Source organism: Ureibacillus sp. FSL K6-0165, assembly GCF_038004285.1.
In the GTDB taxonomy this organism is placed as follows: Bacteria; Bacillota; Bacilli; order Bacillales_A; family Planococcaceae; genus Ureibacillus; species Ureibacillus thermosphaericus.
Genome location: NZ_JBBOQS010000001.1, coordinates 1,343,950 through 1,366,401 on the forward strand (window position 1 = coordinate 1,343,950; position 22,452 = coordinate 1,366,401).

At 35.8% G+C, this 22,452-nt stretch carries 20 protein-coding genes; 11 read left to right on the plus strand and 9 right to left on the minus strand.

Going from position 1 to position 22,452, the window contains the following annotated elements; all coding sequences use genetic code 11:
* Window positions 1–34: 34 nt before the first annotated feature.
* From pabB to NST00_RS06680, 5 genes are all read left to right on the plus strand, one after another.
* Entirely contained in the window at window positions 35–1,786 is a 1,752-nt protein-coding gene (gene pabB / locus NST00_RS06660; protein WP_340709777.1) for an aminodeoxychorismate synthase component I, read from the plus strand.
* 208 nt (window positions 1,787–1,994) lie between these two features.
* Window positions 1,995–3,203 (plus strand): dicarboxylate/amino acid:cation symporter, encoded by a 1,209-nt coding sequence (locus NST00_RS06665; protein WP_340709778.1) that lies wholly within the window; start codon window positions 1,995–1,997, stop codon window positions 3,201–3,203.
* 205 nt (window positions 3,204–3,408) lie between these two features.
* The gene (locus tag NST00_RS06670; protein WP_340709779.1) at window positions 3,409–4,695 is read left to right on the plus strand and encodes a mechanosensitive ion channel family protein; all 1,287 of its coding nucleotides are present in this window, start codon (window positions 3,409–3,411) and stop codon (window positions 4,693–4,695) included.
* Window positions 4,696–4,770: 75 nt separating this feature from the next.
* Window positions 4,771–5,484: a glucosamine-6-phosphate deaminase gene (gene nagB / locus NST00_RS06675; RefSeq protein ID WP_026019064.1), complete on the plus strand. Its 714-nt coding sequence runs from the start codon at window positions 4,771–4,773 to the stop codon at window positions 5,482–5,484.
* A gap of 123 nt (window positions 5,485–5,607) precedes the next feature.
* Complete coding sequence (locus NST00_RS06680) at window positions 5,608–6,501, plus strand: S66 peptidase family protein (protein WP_168412580.1); 894 nt, start codon at window positions 5,608–5,610, stop codon at window positions 6,499–6,501.
* Window positions 6,502–8,106: 1,605 nt separating this feature from the next.
* On the opposite strand, the gene NST00_RS06685 is transcribed toward NST00_RS06680, so the two are convergent.
* Window positions 8,107–8,622, minus strand: a complete 516-nt coding sequence (locus NST00_RS06685) for a DIP1984 family protein (RefSeq protein WP_096551997.1) — start codon at window positions 8,620–8,622, stop codon at window positions 8,107–8,109.
* Window positions 8,619–9,320, minus strand: a complete 702-nt coding sequence (locus NST00_RS06690) for a B3/B4 domain-containing protein (RefSeq protein WP_340709780.1) — start codon at window positions 9,318–9,320, stop codon at window positions 8,619–8,621. The genes NST00_RS06685 and NST00_RS06690 overlap by 4 nt, the downstream gene beginning before the upstream one ends.
* Before the next feature lie 135 nt (window positions 9,321–9,455).
* Here NST00_RS06690 and queG point away from each other — a divergent pair, with 135 nt between their 5' ends.
* Both queG and trmL read left to right on the plus strand, forming a co-directional pair.
* Window positions 9,456–10,592 (plus strand): tRNA epoxyqueuosine(34) reductase QueG, encoded by a 1,137-nt coding sequence (gene queG, locus NST00_RS06695; RefSeq protein ID WP_016838180.1) that lies wholly within the window; start codon window positions 9,456–9,458, stop codon window positions 10,590–10,592.
* Between the two features lie 19 nt (window positions 10,593–10,611).
* Window positions 10,612–11,112 carry a tRNA (uridine(34)/cytosine(34)/5-carboxymethylaminomethyluridine(34)-2'-O)-methyltransferase TrmL gene (gene trmL / locus NST00_RS06700; RefSeq protein WP_409373616.1) on the plus strand — a complete coding sequence of 167 codons (501 nt, stop codon included), beginning with the start codon at window positions 10,612–10,614 and terminating at the stop codon, window positions 11,110–11,112.
* Window positions 11,113–11,293: 181 nt separating this feature from the next.
* Here the strand turns inward: trmL and NST00_RS06705 are convergent, their stop codons facing one another.
* Window positions 11,294–12,178, minus strand: a complete 885-nt coding sequence (locus tag NST00_RS06705) for a VOC family protein (protein ID WP_340709781.1) — start codon at window positions 12,176–12,178, stop codon at window positions 11,294–11,296.
* 362 nt (window positions 12,179–12,540) lie between these two features.
* Between NST00_RS06705 and NST00_RS06710 the strand changes: the two genes are divergently transcribed.
* Entirely contained in the window at window positions 12,541–12,735 is a 195-nt protein-coding gene (locus NST00_RS06710; protein WP_016838176.1) for a hypothetical protein, read from the plus strand.
* 40 nt (window positions 12,736–12,775) lie between these two features.
* Here NST00_RS06710 and NST00_RS06715 read toward each other — a convergent pair whose 3' ends face one another.
* On the minus strand, window positions 12,776–14,386 hold the full coding sequence (locus tag NST00_RS06715; RefSeq protein WP_168412583.1) for a long-chain fatty acid--CoA ligase: 1,611 nt from the start codon (window positions 14,384–14,386) through the stop codon (window positions 12,776–12,778).
* A 240-nt stretch (window positions 14,387–14,626) separates the two neighbouring features.
* On the opposite strand from NST00_RS06715, the gene NST00_RS06720 reads away from it, so the two are divergent.
* Window positions 14,627–15,454 carry an aldo/keto reductase gene (locus NST00_RS06720; RefSeq protein WP_096551985.1) on the plus strand — a complete coding sequence of 276 codons (828 nt, stop codon included), beginning with the start codon at window positions 14,627–14,629 and terminating at the stop codon, window positions 15,452–15,454.
* Between the two features lie 402 nt (window positions 15,455–15,856).
* Here the strand turns inward: NST00_RS06720 and NST00_RS06725 are convergent, their stop codons facing one another.
* Genes NST00_RS06725 through NST00_RS06735 form a run of 3 tightly spaced genes read right to left on the minus strand, consistent with a single transcriptional unit; the run spans window position 15,857 to window position 17,664 of the window.
* On the minus strand, window positions 15,857–16,711 hold the full coding sequence (locus NST00_RS06725) for an RluA family pseudouridine synthase (RefSeq protein ID WP_340709782.1): 855 nt from the start codon (window positions 16,709–16,711) through the stop codon (window positions 15,857–15,859).
* Window positions 16,712–16,767: 56 nt separating this feature from the next.
* Complete coding sequence (locus tag NST00_RS06730; RefSeq protein ID WP_016838172.1) at window positions 16,768–17,238, minus strand: thioredoxin family protein; 471 nt, start codon at window positions 17,236–17,238, stop codon at window positions 16,768–16,770.
* Window positions 17,239–17,664: a disulfide formation protein C gene (locus NST00_RS06735; protein ID WP_016838171.1), complete on the minus strand. Its 426-nt coding sequence runs from the start codon at window positions 17,662–17,664 to the stop codon at window positions 17,239–17,241.
* A 195-nt stretch (window positions 17,665–17,859) separates the two neighbouring features.
* Here NST00_RS06735 and NST00_RS06740 point away from each other — a divergent pair, with 195 nt between their 5' ends.
* A complete protein-coding gene (locus tag NST00_RS06740; RefSeq protein ID WP_016838170.1) occupies window positions 17,860–18,975 on the plus strand; it encodes a GAF domain-containing sensor histidine kinase in 1,116 nt (371 codons plus the stop codon).
* A 13-nt stretch (window positions 18,976–18,988) separates the two neighbouring features.
* Entirely contained in the window at window positions 18,989–19,639 is a 651-nt protein-coding gene (locus NST00_RS06745) for a response regulator (RefSeq protein ID WP_016838168.1), read from the plus strand.
* Window positions 19,640–19,754: 115 nt separating this feature from the next.
* On the opposite strand, the gene NST00_RS06750 is transcribed toward NST00_RS06745, so the two are convergent.
* Together NST00_RS06750 and NST00_RS06755 are read right to left on the minus strand one after the other, a co-directional pair.
* On the minus strand, window positions 19,755–20,639 hold the full coding sequence (locus NST00_RS06750) for a cation diffusion facilitator family transporter (RefSeq protein WP_016838163.1): 885 nt from the start codon (window positions 20,637–20,639) through the stop codon (window positions 19,755–19,757).
* A gap of 75 nt (window positions 20,640–20,714) precedes the next feature.
* Window positions 20,715–22,049, minus strand: coding sequence for a hemolysin family protein (locus NST00_RS06755; RefSeq protein ID WP_172597925.1), 1,335 nt, complete (start codon window positions 22,047–22,049; stop codon window positions 20,715–20,717).
* Window positions 22,050–22,452 lie beyond the last annotated feature (403 nt).

A 22,452-nucleotide genomic window follows, 5' to 3' on the forward strand; every position in this document is an offset into this window, starting at 1 on the left:
ATAGAAATTTCTAAAATAGAAAAGGAAATGGAACATGAATACACAAATTTCAGAGCAAACACCACGATTGTATTTTGAATTTGCGAATTCTAAAGGAAATATAGAGCCGATTACGTTTCTTCATCCTGATAAAATCATTTCGACTTACGATATCAGTGAAGTGTTAACTTGTCTTCAAAAAGTACAGGAAGAAATCAATAAAGGATTTTACGCGGCAGGTTTCTTGTCTTATGAGAGTGCTACGGCTTTCGACTCTGCGCTTAAAGTGAAGCCTAGACATACAATGCCATTGTTATGGTTTGGTCTTTTTAAAGAACCTTTACATGAATCGCCAGCAGTGATGAATTCCTATTCACTAACAGAGTGGAAGCCTGATGTAAATGAAGAAGAGTATCGGGAAGCCATCCAATTTATTAAAGATTCCATTGCAAAGGGAATTACATATCAAACGAATTATACGATTCGTTTACATGCGCAATTTGAAGGTGATTCATTTGCATTATTCAATAAAATGAAAAAAGCTCAATCGGCAAATTATTGCGCTTACATTCATACAGGAGAACATAGTATTCTATCGGCATCTCCTGAGTTGTTTTTCCATATTGAAGGGGAGAAAATTACAACTCGCCCAATGAAGGGGACAGTTAAAAGGGGAAAAACTTTTGAAGAAGATCAAGAAAAGGCAAAGTGGCTCTATCATTCAGAAAAAAATCGTGCAGAAAATGTAATGATTGTTGATTTGCTGCGTAATGATTTAGGGGCTGTTGCCGAAACCGGAACAGTGACGGTACCCCGATTATTTGATATTGAACAGTATCCAACGGTCCATCAAATGACATCGACTGTTACTGCAACCTTGAAAAAAGAAACAGAACTAGTAGATGTGTTAAAAGCTATTTTTCCGTGCGGTTCGATTACTGGAGCTCCGAAAGCTAGTACAATGGACATTATTACAAAGTTAGAAAAAACGCCTCGTGAAGTGTATTGTGGTGCTATTGGCTACATTACTCCAAATAAAGAAGCTATTTTTAATGTGCCAATCCGAACGGTACTAATTGAGCATAAATCAGGAAAAGCCACTTATGGTGTAGGTGGTGGTATAACTTGGGACTCCACTGCTGAAGATGAATTTAATGAAGTTCTTGCAAAATCTGATTTCCTTACTAGAGAAGTGAAAGAATTTCAATTATTAGAAAGCTTATTGTTGGATGAGGGAGAATTCTTCTTACTAGAAGAACATCTAAATCGATTAGGGAAATCTGCAGCGTATTTTCAATATCAACTGGATATCGATGAAGTAAAACAGAAGTTGAAAGAGTTTGCAAAAGCTAATCAATCAGGACAATGGAAAGTTCGATTACTTGTCAATACAAATGGTACATGTACAATTGAAGGGCAATCAATCGTGAAAATGGAGTCTCCTAAAAAGGTTACACTTGCTAAAACCCCTGTAAATTCGGAACATGTATTTTTATATCATAAAACAACGAATCGAGATGTTTATGAATCGTTCAAGCCTCAATCCGCAGATATTTTTGACGTCCTTTTATGGAATGAAAGAGAAGAGTTGACGGAGTTTATAAACGGTAATGTTGTATTAGAGTTGGACGGAAAACTTTGGACTCCACCTGTTAGCAGCGGATTGCTTGCCGGGACTTTCCGTGAACATTTATTAAAAGCAGGAGAGATCAGAGAAAAGGTTTTAACATTGGATGATTTGAAAAAGTGTTCGAAAGTATGGTTTATCAATAGTGTAAGAAAATGGATTGAAGTAGAGTTTGTTTAAGGAATTTTAGGGCTTCTAATTTAGAAGTCCTTTTTTTGTGGAAAAGTGACTAGCCTTGTTTTCTTAAGCAAGAAATTCATATCTGAAACAATGACTAGCATAGGATAAACCAATCATTATTTTATTCAATTATTCTGTAAGGGGGGAAGACCACAAAATCATTGTCCGGGATGGGTAAGTCACGGTAATACACAAAAGGGGGTTCATAATGAGAAAGATTGGTCTGTTAACACAAATTTTAATCGCCTTTGTTCTTGCGATTATTGTGGGTGTCATTGTTGGACCAAGTATTGAAGTGGTAAAACCTCTTGGGGATTTATTTTTAAGACTTATTAAATTTATTATTGTTCCATTAGTACTTGCATCCCTTGTGATTGGAATTGCCGGTACAGGTGATATAAAGCGAATCGGTAGAATGGGTGGAATTACTTTTGCTTATTATTTAATTACGACAGCTATTGCCGTATTGATTGGATTAATTCTTGCTAATATTTTTAAGCCCGGTTCAGGTCTAAATTTAACAATATCTGAAGAAGCAGCTGAACCTAAGGAAGTGCCAGGGGTTATTGATACTTTGTTGAATATTATTCCTACAAATCCAATTCAATCAATGGTTGATGCTAATATGCTTCAAATTATTTTCTTCGCACTTTTCCTAGGAGTAGCCATTACGTTGGTTGGTGACAGAGCAAAACCAGTTTATGATTTTTTCGATGGACTTGTAGAAATTATGTATAAAATTACCCACATTGTGATGAAAGTTGCTCCAATCGGGATTTTTGGTTTAATCGCTCCAGTTGTGGGACAATACGGTGCTTCCGTTCTCCTTCCGCTCATTAAATTGATTCTCGTTGTTTATATTGGATGTATTCTTCATGCACTTATTGTATATTCAAGCTCAGTGAAGTTTTTAGCCAACTATAGCCCAGTAAAATTTTTCAAAGGAATTTTGCCTGCAAGTTTAGTTGCTTTTAGTTCGTCCAGCAGTTCTGCCACATTGCCAATCACAATTCAAAATACGGAAGAAAATTTGGGCGTGTCAAAGAAAGTAAGCAGCTTTGTGTTGCCGCTTGGGGCTACCATCAATATGGATGGAACGGCATTGTATCAAGGGGTATGCGTGCTGTTCATCGCACAGTTTTTAGGTGTCGATCTTTCATTTACACAGCAATTGATTATTGTATTAACTGCAACGCTTGCATCAATTGGTACTGCAGGTGTTCCAGGGGCTGGGTTAATCATGCTGACAATGGTGATTACAGCAGTTGGATTACCATTAGAAGCATTAGCATTGGTTGCAGGGGTTGACCGCGTTTTAGATATGATTCGCACATCAATCAATGTTACAGGAGATGCATCTGCAGCGGTTGTTGTTCAAGCATTTGAGGATAAGCAAGGAGCAAACTCTCCGGAATGATTCGTTAATTATATTGTAAACGTTTTAATAAAGCAACTCGGTTCAAATTTGAACTGTAGTTGCTTTATGTTCGTTTTGAAGATGGATTATGAGTTATTCCATAATTTGTAGGTCGGCTTTTTGTTTAGCCTAATTAATCTCTTTTGTTATAATAGTGGAGATTTGCTCAAGGGGTTCAATTGAATTGAATAAGAAGGGGAATGTGATGGAATTTATACGCAATTACCTTATAAGTTATGAATTGAGCGACACGTGGGTTCGTTATTTATCAATTGCCATCATGATTGCGTTTATTATCATTGTTTGTATCCTTGCAAACTTTATTGCCAAAAAAATCGTCATTCGATTTATCATCAGAATCATACATAAAAATAAATTTACTTGGGATAACATCTTGCTGGAAAGTAAGGTATTTCATAGGCTGTCTCATTTAGTACCTGCTATTATTATTTTTTATTCCGCAGCTATTTTTCCTACTTATCAGAGTACAATTGAGAAGTTTGCGATAACGTATATGATCATTGTTGCTTTAGGTTTACTTAATAGCCTATTAACAGCATTTCATGATATTTACCAAACGTATGAGATTTCGAAAATTCGACCAATCAAAAGTTATATTCAAGTAGCTAAAATTGCCAATTATATTATCGGAACGATTTTGGTAATTGCTAATCTATTAGGAGAAAATCCAATTATTCTTTTAAGTGGAATCGGTGCGTTATCTGCCGTATTTATGTTAGTGTTCCGCGACTCCTTGCTTGGCCTTGTAGCCGGCATACAGCTGACGGCTAATGATATGGTACGGGTGGGCGATTGGATTGAAATGCCGAAGTATGGTGCGAATGGAGATGTCATTGATATTTCCTTAAATACTGTGAAAGTGCGAAACTTTGACCGAACGATTACGTCTGTTCCGAGTTATGCGTTAATTTCAGATTCTTTTATTAACTGGAGAGGAATGCAGGCATCGGGTAATCGTCGAATTAAACGATCGTTGTTTATAGATATTACAAGTATTTCTTTCTGTTCTGAAGAATTGCTTGAAAAATGTAAAAAAATTCATTTGCTCAAAGATTACATTGTTCATCGCCAAAAGGAGATTGAAGAATATAACCAAAAGCATCAAATTGACCGATTAGCCAATTCAGTGAATGGTAGAGCTTTAACGAATATTGGATTATTTCGTGCGTACATCACTCAATACTTAATACATCATCCAGGTATCAATGAGGAAGCTACATTAATGGTTCGACAATTAGCACCGACTGAAAACGGATTACCATTAGAAATATATGCTTTTGCCAATACAGTAGTATGGACGGAATATGAATCCATTCAATCTGATATATTTGATCATTTATTTGCTGTTGCACAAGAGTTCGGTCTTCGTCTTTTCCAAATGCCAACTGGTAGCGATTTAAAAAATATACCGCATATTCTTGACAATGCGCAGACGAATAAAAGAAACGTTGAATTTGTTGCGAAAAAATAATGGTCATTATTGTAAGTTGATAATAAAATAAAAAAGGGCGCCAAATTTAAATTATAGGAGGAAAAAATGAGCTCAATTAAATGGATTGAAGCAAAAGATTACGAGGATTTAAGTAAAAAAGCTTGTGACATCTTTGTAGAACAATTACAAAATAAACCAAATTCAGTAATTGGGTTAGCGACAGGAAGTACGCCAATTGGCTTGTATAAAGAGTTAGTTCAACAATATCATTCAGGTAATGTTTCTTTTAAAGATGTGGTTTCATTTAATTTAGATGAATACGTTGGAATTGACCCAAATAATGAGGCAAGTTATCACTATTTCATGAATCATCATTTATTTAAACATGTAGATATTCAAAAGGAAAACGTACACATTCCAGAAGGTCATAGCTCTGATTTAGAAACTGCATGTCGTACATATGAACAACAAATAAAAGAAGCAGGTGGAATCGATCTTCAAGTACTTGGTATCGGGGTAAATGGACATATCGGATTCAACGAACCTGGCACACCTTTCGATTCTCTTACACATATTGTAGAATTAACCCAATCCACAATAGAAGCAAATCAAAAGTATTTTGAAAAACCAGAGGATATGCCTAGAAAAGCAATCACAATGGGCATTCAATCAATTTTAAATGCGAAGAAGATTATTTTGTTAATTTCCGGGGAAACGAAACAAGAAGCTTATGATCGTCTTCGTACCGGAATAATAACAGAAGATTTACCGGCAAGTGCTTTACATCAACATCCAGATGTAACGGTTATTTATACAGGAGTTAAATAAAATAAGTGAAAAGAGCCGCGTAAGGTGAGACGGCTCTTTTTTTTCTGAATTTATCTCTAGAAGCATTGTTCAACGCCATTTGTTAATATAGTTGTAGTATTAATAAATTGTAGGAGGAAATCAATGAAAATAAGGCCAAAGCACTTAAATAAAGGAGATACTGTAGGGATTATAGCACTAAGTGGCCCTATTAATTTGGAAAGCTTGCAACGAAATATATCTCTATTCACCGATATGGGATTACATTATAAATTAGGGAAAACCATTGAGCTTAATGAACATGATTTTGAGGAAACAGATGAAGCGTGGGTTCATGACTTGCATCAAATGATTGAAGACCCTGAAGTGAAAGGAATTTTTTGTGCCACTGATAGATATGGTGCTGCGAAAATAGCTGATAAAATCGACTATTCACTACTAACTGAACATCCAAAAATATTTTGGGGATTTTCAGACATTACCTTTTTACATATAGCCATTCAACAATATTCAAATGTTGTCACATTCCATGGACCTTCTCTTTCAAAAGAATTGGACGAACAATCGAAAAAAATGTTTTACCAATTATTTTCGCCTTTTGAAATTTATTATGATGAAACCATTTCACCTCTTGAAAGTTTAATACCTGGTTCTGTACGAGGTGAATTTATAGGCGGAAATTTGCGTAGAATTGTCGATACACTTGGCACAAAGTTTGAAATTGACACGCGCGATAAAATTTTGCTTATTGAAGATGAAGAATTGAGTATTGAAGAAATTGACCGTATGTTTAATCATTTAAGATTGGCAGGGAAATTGAAAGGGGCATGTGGGTTTGTGATTGGGAGATTAGGAAATGGTGATGTAGAAGAGAACGCATTATCCTTAATAAAAGAATATTTGTTGCCATATAAAAAACCTACAGTTGCGCGATTTAACATTGGCCACTCTACACCAAACATAGGCATTCCCCTTGGGGTGGATGTTATATTAGATGCTGATGAAAAATTGTTGCGATTTTTGCCAGGAGTGGAATAGTTTTTGAATGAAGTTGCGAGATATGCATCTTTGATGGTTTAGGGGTGATGATATGGATTGGTTGAAAGTTCTATCCTTATTTTGTATTGCATTAGGTTTCTTGATTGGAATTTATGGATTAAAGAAACGATCAATATTAACGATTATTTCTGGCATTTCCTTTTTATTAATTCCAATTTTTATTTCATTCGGATGGTTTGGTTTCATACTCTTCTTTCCTCCGTTAGTGTTTGTTTTTTCAAATAGGTCAAAAAAATAGTTGTGAAATGGTCTGAGGGATATCTTCACGAAGTTGACTATAATTCATTGTAGTTTGCCCATTTTCACTTGAGGGGAGTCGGTTGGCAAATATCTTCCAGGGGTTGACTATAATCCTATACAATTTGACTATTAAAGTATGAACTTTGACTATTATCCCTTGATTGGGGAGTTAGATTATTTCGATTGGCAAATATCTGTCCAGATTTGACTATAATCCAAAGCAGTTTGGCTAATAAAGGATGGACTTTGACTATTATCGCTTGAATAGGGAGTCGGAATTTTTCGATTGGCAAATATCTTCCCGAGTTTGACTATAATCTAGCTGAGTTTGACTAATAAAGGAAGGATTTTGACTATTATCGCTTGAATAGGGAGTCGGAATTTTTCGATTGGCAAATATCTTCTCAAGATTGACTATAATCTAGCTGAGTTTGACTAATAAAGGAAGGATTTTGACTATTATCGCTTGAATAGGGAGTCGGAATTTTTCGATTGGCAAATATCTTCTCAAGATTGACTATAATCCAAAGTAGTTTGACTAATAAAGCACGGACTTTGACTATTATCCTTTGATTGGGGAGTCGGATTTTTTTGATTGGCAAATATCTTCCCGAGTTTGACTATAATCCAGCTGAGTTTGACTAATAAATCATGGACTTTGACTATTATCCTTTGATTGGGGAGTTAGAATTTTTCGATTGGCAAATATCTTCTCGAGTTTGACTATAATCCAAAGTAGTTTGACTAATAAATCATGGACTTTGACTATTATCCTTTGATTGGGGAGTCGGATTTTTTTGATTGGCAAATATCTTCCCGAGTTTGACTATAATCCAGCTGAGTTTGACTAATAAATCATGGACTTTGACTATTATCCTTTGATTGGGGAGTTAGAATTTTTCGATTGGCAAATATCTTCTCGAGTTTGACTATAATCCAAAGTAGTTTGACTAATAAATCATGGACTTTGACTATTATCCTTTGATTGGGGAGTCGGATTTTTTTGATTGGCAAATATCTTCTCGAGTTTGACTATAATCCAAAGCAGTTTGACTAATAAAACTTGAACTTTGACTATTATCAAAAATAAGAATCTCCGTTAGAAAAAAGTAAGGCTGTTTAGAAAGATATCATTTTCTAAACAGCCTATTGCTATAACGGCTGTACAAGAAAAAACACTTAGGTATTTTGACAATCGATTGCCTTTGCGCTAATTGGTCATTAGTTACAGGTTACATAGTAACAGGTTAATGGTTATTGGTTTGCCATTTATGCACTATATCAAGTTTGACAGCCGTTATACCTCGGGGAGGACTCTCACCTCCCCGAGGAAAAGATTTTGTTTTAGAAATAATTGGAATCATCAAATTCAATATGAACTTCATAGTTTTTGGCATTAATTAAATTAGATAGGCGGTGCGCTTCTTTTTCGAGCTGGTTTGCCCGCTCACGATATTCGCGTGGATCGTACATGGCAACTTCGTATAGAACAACTCCTTCACCAGTTGAAGTGTAGATTTTTTCCTTTTCAGAGTTGCCTAAAGTTTTGTATAAGGAAACCTCTGCCCGCAATTGAGTAGCAAGTTCGATAGCTTCAACAATGGGCATAACTTCCCCTTTAAATTCGATTGTATTTTCAATATTCGCCCGATAAATCAGTTTGTCTAATGTGCGGATATCTTTTCTCACTTGTGCCAGCTCTGCTTCAATTTCTTTTAAAGAACGGCCCGTTTGTTTTGGTGTTTCACCTTTTTCAACGACGACATGAGCATTTTTTTGAAACTCATACACTAATTCTTGAACTTTTTTCGTTAAAATGCTTTTTAATTTGATTCCTTCTGCCAGTGGAATAGTTTTCATTTTTTCACCTCAATCGTTACGCTCGGATTATCGGCGGATAATAATGCGGTCGTAAATTCTCCCCCTGCAACTTGTGTAAACATTTTACCGCAAGATGAAAGGAGTTTGTTGCAATAGTCTTCTTCTAAAGATGGACGTAAATAAAAAATTTGCAATGCTTCCGTAGTCTCTTCCGTAACGCTTGTTCTGACTGAATCGACAAATGGACTTCCAAAAGCCCCTTTTTCATCTTTGCTATATAAAATATTTGTTAATTTGTTATATCGGCCATTTAATCCATCATAGCCGGTTTCACTATTTCCTAAGTTAATTTCAACGTCCCCTACAATATGATCGACATCGTAAATACCAATAGGAATTTCATGTTCTAGCGAAAAGAAATTATTTAAATCCACCGCTAAATGAACAGGAGATAAATAGTTTTGTTTCGCAATTCTCCGCATTAAACTTTCAGCAGAATGACGGTAACGGTTCGGATCAGCACCTAAAGCCTTCCAAACGGTTCTCCATTCTTTAATACCTGGACGTTCTGTTACAGGAGATTCTTGCAGTTCAAAAAATAAATTTTCTTGAAATAATTGCATTCGTCCTTTCAACATTTGAGGCGATTGTGATACAACAATTTTGGTATAATGAATAATGCCGATTTTTAGTTGCGGAACTAGAGAAAATAGTTCTTTATTGATTGAAAGGTTCATCTCAATATTCACCTGCCAATTATTTGTAAATCTATTGTACCATAAACGAAAAGGAAAGTAGATTGATTCTCATTAGACTTTGAATGATGTGAACGAGGGGAGGTGCAATTGCGACTTTTTCATCGCGATTAGAATATGAATGTAGAACAATTGAAAATGGATTTAATTGAATATGCGAAGTCCATCGGGGTAGATAAAATTGGATTTACCACAGCGTCTCCCTTTCAAGAAATGAAAAATCGTTTGAAAAGGCAACAGGAATTGAATTATCAATCCGGCTTTGAAGAAGAGGATATCGATAAGAGAACAGAGCCAAAGAAGCTATTGCCTGAAGGAGAAAGCATTATTGCGATTGCTTTAGCTTATCCATCTAAAATGAAAAATCCCCCAACTGGTAAAAAAGGTGAACGGAGAGGGATTTTTGCAAGAGCATCTTGGGGATTGGATTATCATGTGGCAGTAAAACAACGACTAGAATTGATGGAACAATGGCTACGAGAAAGAGTTCCCAATGTCTCGGTGAAGTCGATGGTCGATACGGGTGAGCTTGTAGACCGTGCTGTTGCAGAACGAGCAGGGATAGGTTGGAGTGGGAAAAACTGCTCTATTATTACACCTGAATTCGGTTCATATGTCTATTTAGGAGAAATGATTACAAATATTCCCTTTCCACCAGATTCTCCGATTGAAAATGAATGCGGTGATTGCAGGTTATGCCTAGATGTTTGCCCGACTGGTGCATTAGTAGAACCTGGTCAATTAAATGCAAAACGCTGTATCGCCTTTATAACACAGACGAAAGATGTTGTACCGGATGAATTTAGAACGAAAATTGGAAACCGAGTATATGGCTGTGATACATGTCAAACGGTTTGTCCAAAAAATAAGGGGAAGACGAATTGGATTCATGATGAATTTTTGCCAGATCCTGAACTGGCAAAGCCGCTCCTCGTTCCACTGTTGAAACTTTCGAATAAAGAATTTAAAAACAAATTCGGTACAATAGCGGGTTCTTGGCGAGGAAAAAAACCCATTCAGCGAAATGCAATTCTTGCACTGGCTCATTTTAAAGAACAATCAGCGGTGCCAGAGTTAATTGAATTATTGAAAAAGGATGAACGTCCTGTCATTCGGGGTACTAGTGCATGGGCTCTCGGGAAAATTGGTGGAAAGAAGGCAAAAGATGCATTGCTTGAAGCATATCATCAAGAAAAAGATGAAGAAGTGCTGCGTGAAATAAAAAAAGGGCTGGAACTGGTGGAAAGAGACTAGCCCTTATTTCAAATCAAAGATGTATAAAAGAAGGAAGTGTCTAGATTTGCCATTACATATCGTATTATATCAACCCGAAATTCCAGCTAATACAGGAAACATTGCACGTACTTGTGCTGCTACGCATACAACTTTGCATTTAATTCATCCTCTAGGGTTTTCTACCGACGATAAAATGTTGAAACGTGCAGGATTAGATTATTGGGAACATGTCAATATTGTGTACCATGACTCATTAGAAGATTTTCTCGAATATGCAAAGGATGGGGAATTATATTTAATCGAAACGTATAGCGATGAGCCTTATACAACTCATGATTTTAGCGATAGGGAAAAAGACATTTATTTCATGTTCGGGAGAGAAACGTCTGGTTTGCCGAAAGATTTTGCATACGAACGTCGCGATAAAGTGTTAAGAATTCCTCAAACAGATAAAGTGCGTTCTTTGAATTTATCGAACTCAGCAGCCATCATCATTTACGAAGCATTACGCCAACAAAATTTCCCTGGGCTAAAATAAATTGGGCTGGCCTGAAAAATGAAATGCTCCCTATTTAATCATCTATACTAATAGGGAGCTTTTTTATAATCTTATACTGATGTCCAAAAGACGGTCAGTTTGCGACGAGGATAGGGGAAACTTGCTTCAACTAGAAAGGAGGTGTCTGGAAGTTTTCGACTTTCAAGACACCTTTTAATATTTATTCGCCATCCAATGTAAAAACAATGCGGATTCCTGAAGGGTCAATGGTTGAAAACTCTTGATGGCCTCCATATTTTGAAGCTCCTTCAAATCGTTCTACAACATACCCCATATCTTTTAAATTACCTTTAATTTTTTCTGCTTGTTCCTCGTTATCCAGCACTAATGTATAGGATTTTAAACCAACACTTTTTTCACTAGAAGGAGAACCTCCTAAGCTCTCCCAAGTGTTTAATCCAATGTGATGATGGTATTTTCCAGTGGAAATGAATAACGCCTGGCTTCCATATCTTGTAACAACTTCAAAACCTAAAGCTTTTGTATAAAATTCTTCTGATTTTAAAAGATCAGATACAGATAAATGAATATGCCCCATCACTGTTCCTTTAGGTAATCCATTCCAATGACCATCCGCTAAATCAAGAAGGGAACGGAAATTAACGGGTTCCGTTGTCATATAAACGGTATTTTCATTCCAAAACCACTGTGCTTCTGGACGGTCTGCATACACTTCAATGCCATTTCCGTCCGGATCGTATAAATAAATGGCTTCGCTCACATGATGGTCACCTGCACCAATTTGAACATTTAGTTGAGAAATATGTTGAATGAAATTTCCTAAATCCTTTCTAGTAGGGAGCAATATCGCAAAATGATAAAGACCAGTTTGACCTCTCTGTAAAGGAAGTGCATTGTCTACTTGCTCAATGGAAAGAATGCTTGTTTTTCCATCTGTTGTAAAAGCAGCTGCTTTTTCGGTTTGCTCCAACACGTCAAAGCCAATAACATTTTTGTAATATTCTAAAGAGCGATCTAAATTCGATACCTTTATTTGAACATGTGAAACATATGTGTTTGGTTTTTTATGAAAATGTGTCGCCATACAAAGTCTCCTTAAAGTGATATTAATCAATCTACTTACTTTATGTAACTAAGTTTATTTTGTTAAGTATAAAAAGTCAAGACATAAAACAAAAAGGCAACCCTAAAATAGGATTGCCTTTTTTCGTATTTCGAATGAAAAGAGATTATTCTTCAGTGTAATCTCCTTCACGTCCAGCAGTTAAAATAGCTGTGAGAAATGAAGCACATACTACTAGTAGTAAAACAGTACCCATGGAAGTATACCTCCTAAGTAAATGTTATCTCTAATTTAGTATAGCTTAAATAAATTTACTTTACTATATCATTTTTTTGAAGGATTTGTTCACAATAACTCATATAAACAATTGGGAGGTTACTTTTGTGGAAAACAAAAATGAAATGCCAGTTAGCGGGCATATGACGAATAATCTAGAAGATTGTATTTGGCTTGGGAAACAAATGGAACGACTGCGGGATGGGGAGCAGTTAGAAGATGACCATCGAATTCCAGATCCAATTCAATCAGATGTTGTAGATCATCCAAATAAAGATGAAAGATTGAAAAGAAAAAATTAAATAGAAGGGGCAAATTCACAAAGATTCGCCCCTTAGTTTATTATGCATTCACTTTATAATTCTTTAATTCTTCTCGTAATTTGGCTTTTAAGAATTTACCAACGGATGTTTTTGGAATCTCTTTTAAGAATACAATGTCATCCGGAATCCACCATTTCGCAAATTGATCTTTTAAATAATCGAGTAGTTCTTCTTTTGTAGCTTGTTTTCCTTCTTTTAATACGACGCATGCAAGTGGACGCTCTTGCCATTTTTCATGAGGAATGGCGATGACCGCTGCTTCTAATACAGCTTCGTGAGTCATGAGGGCATTTTCCAAATCGACAGATGAAATCCATTCGCCTCCGCTTTTGATTAAATCTTTTGTACGGTCAGTAATTTTGATATAACCTTCTGGTGTGACAACTGCAATGTCTCCAGTATACAACCACCCATCACGGAATGCTTCTTTTGTTCGTTCATCTTTATAATATTCATGGGCAATCCAAGGACCTCGAATCCGCAGTTCGCCCATCGTTTTTCCATCCCATGGAACTTCTCCTTGTTCATTTACTACTTCCGTATCAAGAAGTGGAACAGTAAGGCCTTGTGTTGCACGGATATTTAATTTTTCTTCCCGTGTCCAATCTTCCATTGCGGATGTATAGTTGGAAAGAGAAACAAGTGGTGTTGTCTCGGTCATACCGTATCCAATAACGTACGGAACATTGTATTTGTCTTCAAATGCTTGAATTAATCCTTTTGGCGAAGCAGAACCTCCAGATACAATAGCTTTTAGGGAAGAAATATCGCGAGGATTTTTTTCCTGTTCTTGAAGTACGCCAAGCCAAATAGTTGGAACCCCTGCTGTTAACGTCACTTTTTCTTGTTCAATTAAATCAAGCAGTAAACTAGGTGTAAAGTGAGGACCTGGTAATACTTGCGTTGACCCATAATTTACTGCAGCAAATGGCATTCCCCATGCATTCACGTGGAACATTGGAACAACCGGCATGATAATGTCTCTTTCGGTGATTCCCATTCCGTCTGCTAAACCAAGTGCCATACTATGAAGTACTAATCCACGATGAGTGTAAACGACACCTTTTGGCATTCCAGTAGTTGCACTAGTGTAACAAATTCCTGCTGGTGAGTTTTCATCTAAATCATTCGGAAATTCAAATTCATCTGCTTCTTCTAAAAGCTGTTCATAAGAATAGACATTCGGGAAAGAGGATTCAGGAACGGTTTTATCATCTTGCATGACAACAATATGTTTAACCGTTTTTAAGTAAGGAATTGCTTTTTCAAATAATGGGAATAGATCGCCATCGACTAACAAAATTTCATCTTCTGCATGATTAATTACGTAAATGATATGTTCTGGCGAAAGGCGAATGTTAATCATGTGCAAAACAGCACCTGCACAAGGAACTGCAAAATATGCTTCTAAATGTCGGTGATGATTCCAAGCAAAAGAACCAACTTTTGTTCCGCGTTTCATCCCAAGCTTTGTGAGAGCGCTTGCAAGTTTTCTTGTGCGTTTGACATAGTCTTTGTAAGGAATGCGGTGAATTGTGTCTGGGCTTGTACGCGAAATAATCAACTTTTCAGGAAAGTAGCGCTCAGCCCGTTTTAAAAAACTCGTTAATAATAAAGGTGTGTCCATCATCTTTACATCATCCCCCTTGTTTTTTTCCCTTTCAATAAATATATTTAGAAGAATACTACATTATTACTAAAAAATGTGACGTATTATAGAATATTTTAACTTTAAAGAGAAAATGATGCTATGAATTTATTAGGAAGTTTCTATTAATTTTAATTCCTATAATATTGATGGATTAGATAATTTTTTTATTTATATTTTTCAGTTTATAATGAGGTTAATGAATGTAAGGGGAGTGATTTTATGGCAATACCGTCAAAAACATTAGCCAATGGTGTAGAGATGCCTTACTTAGGGTTAGGCGTGTATAAAATGGAAGATCATGAAGAAGCTTTAAATGCAATGGATACAGCGTTAAAGTTAGGCTATCGAGCAATTGATACAGCTTCACTATATAACAATGAAAGAGAAGTGGGAGAAGCGATACGAGCTAGCGGTATTCCACGTGAGGAAATTTTTGTAACAACTAAGGTATGGAACAATGATCAAGGTTATGACGAAACGCTTCGAGCATTTGAAACTTCATTGAAAAAATTGGGGCTAGATTACGTGGATCTTTATTTAACTCACTGGCCTGTTGAAGATAAGTTTATCGATACTTATCGTGCCATTGAGCGTCTGTATGAGGAAAAATTAATCCGAGTACCAGGTGTATCAAATCACCATCAACATCATTTAGAAAAAATCTTCGCAAAAGCAAATGTGAAGCCGATGGTAAATCAAGTTGAGTGCCATCCGTATTTGCAACAAGATGAATTAAGAGCATTTTGCCGCGAACATGAGATTGCCGTGACTGCATGGTCACCAATTGGCAAAGGTCGCCTATTAAATGATAACACTTTAGTAAAACTCGCTGAAAAGTATGGAAAAACTCCAGCACAAATCGTTTTACGTTGGCATTATCAAAATGATACGATTACAATTCCAAAATCAGTAACACCAAGCCGCATTGCCGAAAATATGCAAATTTTCGACTTTGAATTATCAAATGAAGATATGCTTGAAATAAAAATGATTAATAAAAATGAGCGATATGGACAAAATCCTGATAATTTCCATTTTGATTTTTAAGGGAAATAAAAAGCGAATCTAGGATGGCTATTATTTTAATATGATTGACTATTATTCTTTTTGGATTGACTAATATTAAATTGAGTTTGGCTAATATCCTATTTTTTCAACAATACTTTTGATGGATTGGCTAATAAATTAATGAGTTTGACTATAAATCAACAGCATTTGACTATTATCTGCCCAATTTTGACTATAATAGCAAATTTATGAAGTAGATTTTTAACGAATAGCTATTAACTTCATAAATTTGACTATTAACTTATTGTGAATGGCTATTATAGTCATTCGTTTGACTATTATTTTCCCTTAATAATCCTTTAATTCAATATTATGATTAAAATAAGAGAAGGCTGTTAGAAAAATTTATTTTCTAAGCAGCCTCATTTATTTTTACTTATATTATTGTGTGGCAGTATTAAGGTCATTAACAATGATACGTTTATCTAGAAAAGGATGTTCAAATTCTAATTGAATGGCATGAAGTTCATAATCGCCCTTCGAAGTTTTACGAGCATTGTACATTACATCGCCTACAATAGGATGACCGAGATGAGCCATGTGAACGCGTATTTGATGGGTTCTGCCTGTTTCTAATTGTAAATGTACAATAGTTGAATGTACCTTTCGTTTCACAACGTTATAGTGGGTGACGGCATGCTGACCAGTTTTTGAAACGATTCGTCGTGTAGGATGATGACGATCTTTTCCGATTGGTGCATTAATGGTTCCACGATCTTTTTTTATGATTCCTTGGACTTCCGCTTCATAAGTTCGAACGATGGATTTTTCTTCAATCATTCGGTCAAATACTGATTTTGCAATGGGATGTTTTGCAACAATCAACAGACCTTTTGTTCCTTGGTCTAGCCGATGAACGTGCTCTGCGTATTGTAACCCTTTATCTTTCATATAAGCCATTACGTGATTCATGCAAGTATTGTGATCGTCCCTGTCGTTCGGATGTGTACTCATTCCTTTAGGTTTTGAAACAATTAAAATATGATCATCTTCGTATTTTATTTCGATTTCACATTGTTTCGTTGGGGAATAGTTGGATTTCGGGACGCTAAAAATAAAAAATAGCATTGTTCCTTTTGATAATGGTTCATTCCATTTAACTGCTTCACCATCTGTATTTTTCACAGCTTTCGCCATTCGTAGTTCATGAACGAGTTTTTTTCCTAGTTTCCATTTTTCCCGCAACAAAGTTTCTACCGTTAATCCATCTTGCGAAATTTCATAGTGAAAATGCATACGTTTTCCTCCAAAGAAAAATCGTGTCCATATAAAGAACACGATTTCCATTTTACTTATTTTAATACCACTTCTTCAAAGAATTTGCGAATGTTTTCATCAGGATGTGCTCCTACCATTCGCTGAACTTCTTTTCCATCCTCGAAATAAATTAGCGTTGGTGTATATTCAACGTTATACTCGTCCCAGCCTTTTTCATATTCTAAGATGTTTAATTGATCGATATGAACATTCATTTCTTTCGCAATTGGCATGAGTCGAGGCGTCATTTCTTTACAATGGGGACATTCAGGACTAAATAAATAAGCTACAACTGGTTCACCTGATGCAATTTTTTCTCTAAGAGCATCTGGCAAAATAATATTTTGATAATTTTCATCATCTAATAAATCAATTGTAGATTGTTTTAAATTGTCTGTGCCATACGGATTGTTTTCTAACTTGCTTTTGTTTGATAAATTTGTTAACACAATGATCACAGCAAATAAAATTACAACGATTGCTGCAAGAATTCCAAGCTTTTTCAACTATTTGTCCTCCTTCAAAACCTTTAACATATAAAAACTAGTAATTGCAATTAAGATAAATGCAACTAACGCTAAAAATGGAATCGTAATGAAACCAAACCAGTTAATATATTGGCCTGTACATGGTACTCGTCCACAAGCTGGTGCATGTTGCGATAAAAAGTCCAATTTTTGAATTCCATAATGGTATAGGGAAATCGTTCCACCAATGCAAGAAAATACGGCTGTTGTTACCGCAATCCGAGCATTTTTTTGTAAATATGCCACAAGGGAAATGAGTACAATTGGATACATTAATATCCGTTGATACCAACAAAGTTCACATGGTTCATAACCCCGAACTTCGGAAAAATATAAAGAACCTAGCGTTGCTACCAAAGAGACTAACCATACAAATAGCAAACTATTCTCTAATTTTTTGCTCATTATTACTCTCCTAAAAGATTTAATCTGTGCAGTTTGATTATAAATTGTTTTGACTTCGAAGTAAATGAATTCGAACGAATAGAATGATAAAGTTCGAGAAATTGGAAATTCATTCAAAAGTCTTAGAGTTGAACGAATGCGAGGGAATAAGGGGAATGTTATGATTAAACTACAAAGTGTTTGTTGAGGTGCTATATGGTAGTAAATGATCATTCCAATATTACATTATTAAAAGAAATTGCGGAACTGCTTAATGAAGAAACAGAATTAATACCAATGCTAAAAGGAGCACTTAAAAAATTTTTAGCAGGAACTAATTTTACAACAGGATGGATTTTCTTTATTAATGAAAAAGGAAAGATTAATCTTGTAGTCCACGAGAACTTGCCGGAAGGGTTATGTTACAATGACTGCCAATATTTAAAAAAGGGTGGTTGTTGGTGTGTTTCTCGATTCCGACGAAATGAACTAAAAAAAGCATCAAATATTATTGAATGTCAAAGAATTGAAAATGCCATCGAGGAAAAGGTGGGCGATACGGCAGGAATTACCCATCATGCAACGGTGCCATTACAATCGGGTAATGAACGGTTCGGAATACTAAATGTCGCTACTCCCAATACAGTTGTATTTACAGAAGAAGAATTGGAATTGCTAGAATCTGTAGCTTTTCAAATGGGATCTGCCATTAAACGTATTTGTTTAACGAAACAAGAACAAGAAATGGCATTAGTTCGAGAGCGGAATCGGTTGGCGCGCGACTTGCATGATTCTGTGAATCAGTTATTGTTTTCCGTTACGTTAACGGCTCGTGCTGGAATAGAGATGAGCGATAATATAGAAATTAAGGAAACCTTTAAAGAAATTCAAAATTTGACACAGTCCGCATTAACAGAAATGAGGGCTCTTATTTGGCAATTAAGGCCTCAAGGATTGGAAAGTGGACTAATCGATGCAATAAAAGCTTATGCAGAAATGTTAAAGATCAAATTAACGATCAATGTATCAGGAGTCATTCAATTTCCTTCAAGAGTAGAAGAAACATTATTCCGAATCACTCAAGAGGCATTAAATAATGTCCGAAAACATTCGGGCGTGATGGAAGCAACGATTTACTTAACGGTGACACAAACAGATATTTTACTCGTTATAAAAGACGAGGGTAGAGGTTTTAAAATTGATCAAAACATGAACATCCCTTCCATTGGATTGCAATCGATACGAGATCGAGCTACTGCAATTGGCGGCACAGCTGAATGGGTATCGGAGATTGGAAAAGGGACCGAATTGTTCGTTCGATTACCTTATTGAGGAGGGAAGCAGGATGATACGTGTTTTAATTGCGGATGATCATCATGTTGTTCGTAGAGGCTTATTATTCTTTTTGAAGACCCAAAAAGATATTGAAGTAGTTGGGGAAGCGAAAAATGGGATGGAAGCAGTTCGATTAGTGGAAGAATTAAACCCGGATATTGTATTAATGGACTTAGTCATGCCGGAGATGGATGGCATTGAAGCGACGAAACAAATTAAAGCGTGTTGGCCAGAAGTACAAGTTATTATATTGACAAGCTTTTCAGATAAAGACCATGTTCTTCCCGCCATCGAAGCTGGGGCAGCTGGCTATCAGTTAAAGGATATTGAACCGGATGATTTAGTCAATTCCATTCGACAAGTAATGCGTGGAGAAAGCATTATGCACCCGGTAGCCACAACACAATTGGAAGAATCATTAAGGGAGGAAGGAAATCTGCCGCATGTGAAAAACCCATTAACTCCACGTGAACAAGATGTGCTGGCGGAATTGACGAAAGGAAAAAGCAACAAGGAAATTGCATCGTCATTATTTGTTACAGAAAAGACAGTCAAAACCCATATTTCGAATATATTTGCGAAATTGGAAGTGCAAGATCGAACACAAGCAGCTCTTTATGCAGTAAAACATGGGTTAACAGAAGGAAGCGGGAAAATTTAAATTAGAGTTATGTCATTTGCGAAGGAAAGCATTTATAAAATAAATGATTAAAGGGAACAGTAGAATTTCGATAAAATGGATCTACTGTTCCCTTTAAATTAGTACTTCTGTGCTTTTAATCTACACCTTCTTCTGCCTCGTGAGGTTCAATATGTACAAGCGCTGTACAATTAATGTCAAATCGTTTAATCGTTGACTCGATATTTTCTGTAATGCGATGGCTTTCCCAGACGTTTAAATATGGATTTACTGTCACTGTCACTTCAATAAATGTTGCATTTCCGTGTGTTCTTCCTTTTAAATCCACCAATTCAATAACACCATCTACATTTTTTATTAATGTGGATAAAGTTTCGATTTCCTCGGTATCAAACGCATCTGTCAATGTTTGCACTGATTCCCAAAAGATTTCCAATGCAGTTCTAATAATAATCACTCCGATGATTAAAGCAGTAATGGTATCTATAATTGAATAGCCGATAATCGAAGCAAAAATACCGATGGCTGTACCAACGCTAACTAATGCATCGGAACGATTATCATAGGCAGCCGCTTTTAACGCAGAACTTTTAATTTTTTTAGAAAGAGCTAAGTTATATCGATATACCATGTACATGACAGCAGCACTGCCTAATGCAACAATAATGGTTAAAGTGGATGGCGAATTGCGAACAGGGTCAAATATGTTCATAATTGAGCTAAAGATTACTTCAAGTCCAACGACCATCATAATAAAAGAAGCCACTAAAGATGCAACTGTTTCGGCACGCAAATGACCGTATTGATGATTTTCATCAGGAGGACGTTGTGAAATTTTTAGACCAATTAAAACTGCTATAGATGCAATAATATCTGTAGTATTATTAAGACCATCTGCTTTTAAAGCTTCTGAATCGCCGATGTGTCCTATGATAAGTTTCATTGCGCTAAGAAATATGTATGCGCCTATAGATATCCAGGCACCTTTTTCCCCTGCTCGTAAATTTGTATAAAGCTCCACTTTTTTTCCTCCCTACAAAAGTTCCGAACATGACAAAACGACTTTCTTAGAAAAGAAAGTCGTTTTTGAAATACGTTATTCAGCAACTGAGTACAAGTCGAGTTCTTGTTCTTCTGGCAATTTGATGACTTCAATGTATAAAATATGGTGACCATCTAATTCTTTAATTTTGAATTCGTAACCATCATATACAAAACTGTCACCCTCAACAGCGTCGTAGCGTTGAGTCCAGAACCAGCCGCCGATTGTATCGATATCTTCATCATCGATATGAATATTCAACATTTCATTTACATCTTCAATTAACATTTTTGCATCTATAATATAATGGCCATCACTAATTTCTTGAACTTCAGGGATTTCGTCATCGTCGAATTCGTCTTGAATATCACCAACGATTTCTTCAATGATATCTTCGATGGTTACTAAACCGGAAGTTCCCCCGTATTCATCCATTAAAATTGCCATGTGTATACGATCATGTTGCATTTTTAATAAAAGATCGCTGATTGGAACAGTTTCAATTACTCGAATAATTGGTTGCATATATTCTGTAATTGTTTTTTCTGCATTTTTAGGATCTTTTATATATGCAGTTAATAAATGTTTTAAGTTGACTAAACCAATTACGTGGTCTTTATCGCCATCAATCACCGGATAGCGAGTATATTGTTCCACACCCATTACTTCAAAAACATCTTTTAGTTTTGCTTCCTTATCAATCGTTGTAATTTCTGTTCGTGGCACCATGATTTCTTTGGCCGTGCGGTCTGAGAATTCAAATATACTGTTTACATATTCAAATTCAGAATATTTGATTTCACCGCTTTTAAAGCTATCAGCCATAATCATACGAAGCTCTTCCTCCGTATGGGCTGTATCGGTTTCGTTAAATGATTTCACACCGAAAATTCTTGCCAAACCACGAGCAGACATGTTTAAAAGGTGAATGAAAGGATACATCACTTTATAAAATGTATACAACGCTCCTGAAAAATTAAGCGTTACCCATTCAGCTTTTGTAATCGCTAACGTTTTAGGCGCCAATTCACCTGCCACAACATGGATATACGTTACAATACTGAATGCAATAATAAATGAAAGAACTTCAGTGATAGGTCCTGTTACACCAATCCATTTAAATAATGGACTTAATAACAACTGTACAGTAGGTTCACCTAACCAACCTAGACCTAATGAAGTAATGGTAATTCCTAATTGACAAGCAGATAAATACTCGTCAAGGTTCTCAATTACCTTTTTAGCCTTAATTGCTTTTTTGTTTCCTTCTTCTAAAAGTTGATCAATACGCGTTACCCGAACTTTTACTATCGCAAATTCTGTGGCAACAAAAAATGCTGAAAACAAAATTAATAAGGCAAAAACAGCTAACTTAATGGTCAGCCCCACTATGTCTCCGTCCAAATACTTTCCCCGTTCCACGCCCGAATGAGGGGTGAAATGAGGAGTACACCTCCTACAATAAAATTAATTTTTAATAAGATAATCATAACGGATTTTTGAAAAAAATACAAATCATCCATCTCTGAAATTTTCAGAAGATTGTGAGTCGTTTTGTTATATATAGTATGCGATTTTGTAAATAAATTTAAATCTTTTGGGGGAAAGAATAATTTTCCTAAAGCAAGTTAGAGCTATTATTGGGAGGAAAAATAAATCGCGAAAAAAAGAAATAGTCCGTAATAACTTTCAATGTTCATGAAACAATAATGAAATATAATCGTATATAACAAAAGGTATGTTATTATTTATTTCGCAAAGTAACTTTTGTTAGTGAAATCATTGTGTTAGA

Excerpts from the sequence above, each read along its gene's own strand:
- pabB (WP_340709777.1), top strand. The coding sequence starts at position 35 with ATGAATACACAAATTTCAGAGCAAACACCACGATTGTATTTTGAATTT.
- NST00_RS06665 (WP_340709778.1), top strand. The coding sequence starts at position 1,995 with ATGAGAAAGATTGGTCTGTTAACACAAATTTTAATCGCCTTTGTTCTT.
- NST00_RS06670 (WP_340709779.1), top strand. The coding sequence starts at position 3,409 with ATGGAATTTATACGCAATTACCTTATAAGTTATGAATTGAGCGACACG.
- NST00_RS06680 (WP_168412580.1), top strand. The coding sequence starts at position 5,608 with ATGAAAATAAGGCCAAAGCACTTAAATAAAGGAGATACTGTAGGGATT.
- NST00_RS06685 (WP_096551997.1), bottom strand. The coding sequence starts at position 8,622 with ATGAAAACTATTCCACTGGCAGAAGGAATCAAATTAAAAAGCATTTTA.
- NST00_RS06690 (WP_340709780.1), bottom strand. The coding sequence starts at position 9,320 with ATGAACCTTTCAATCAATAAAGAACTATTTTCTCTAGTTCCGCAACTA.
- queG (WP_016838180.1), top strand. The coding sequence starts at position 9,456 with ATGAATGTAGAACAATTGAAAATGGATTTAATTGAATATGCGAAGTCC.
- trmL (WP_409373616.1), top strand. The coding sequence starts at position 10,612 with ATGTATAAAAGAAGGAAGTGTCTAGATTTGCCATTACATATCGTATTA.
- NST00_RS06705 (WP_340709781.1), bottom strand. The coding sequence starts at position 12,178 with ATGGCGACACATTTTCATAAAAAACCAAACACATATGTTTCACATGTT.
- NST00_RS06715 (WP_168412583.1), bottom strand. The coding sequence starts at position 14,386 with ATGATGGACACACCTTTATTATTAACGAGTTTTTTAAAACGGGCTGAG.
- NST00_RS06720 (WP_096551985.1), top strand. The coding sequence starts at position 14,627 with ATGGCAATACCGTCAAAAACATTAGCCAATGGTGTAGAGATGCCTTAC.
- NST00_RS06725 (WP_340709782.1), bottom strand. The coding sequence starts at position 16,711 with ATGCATTTTCACTATGAAATTTCGCAAGATGGATTAACGGTAGAAACT.
- NST00_RS06735 (WP_016838171.1), bottom strand. The coding sequence starts at position 17,664 with ATGAGCAAAAAATTAGAGAATAGTTTGCTATTTGTATGGTTAGTCTCT.
- NST00_RS06740 (WP_016838170.1), top strand. The coding sequence starts at position 17,860 with ATGGTAGTAAATGATCATTCCAATATTACATTATTAAAAGAAATTGCG.
- NST00_RS06745 (WP_016838168.1), top strand. The coding sequence starts at position 18,989 with ATGATACGTGTTTTAATTGCGGATGATCATCATGTTGTTCGTAGAGGC.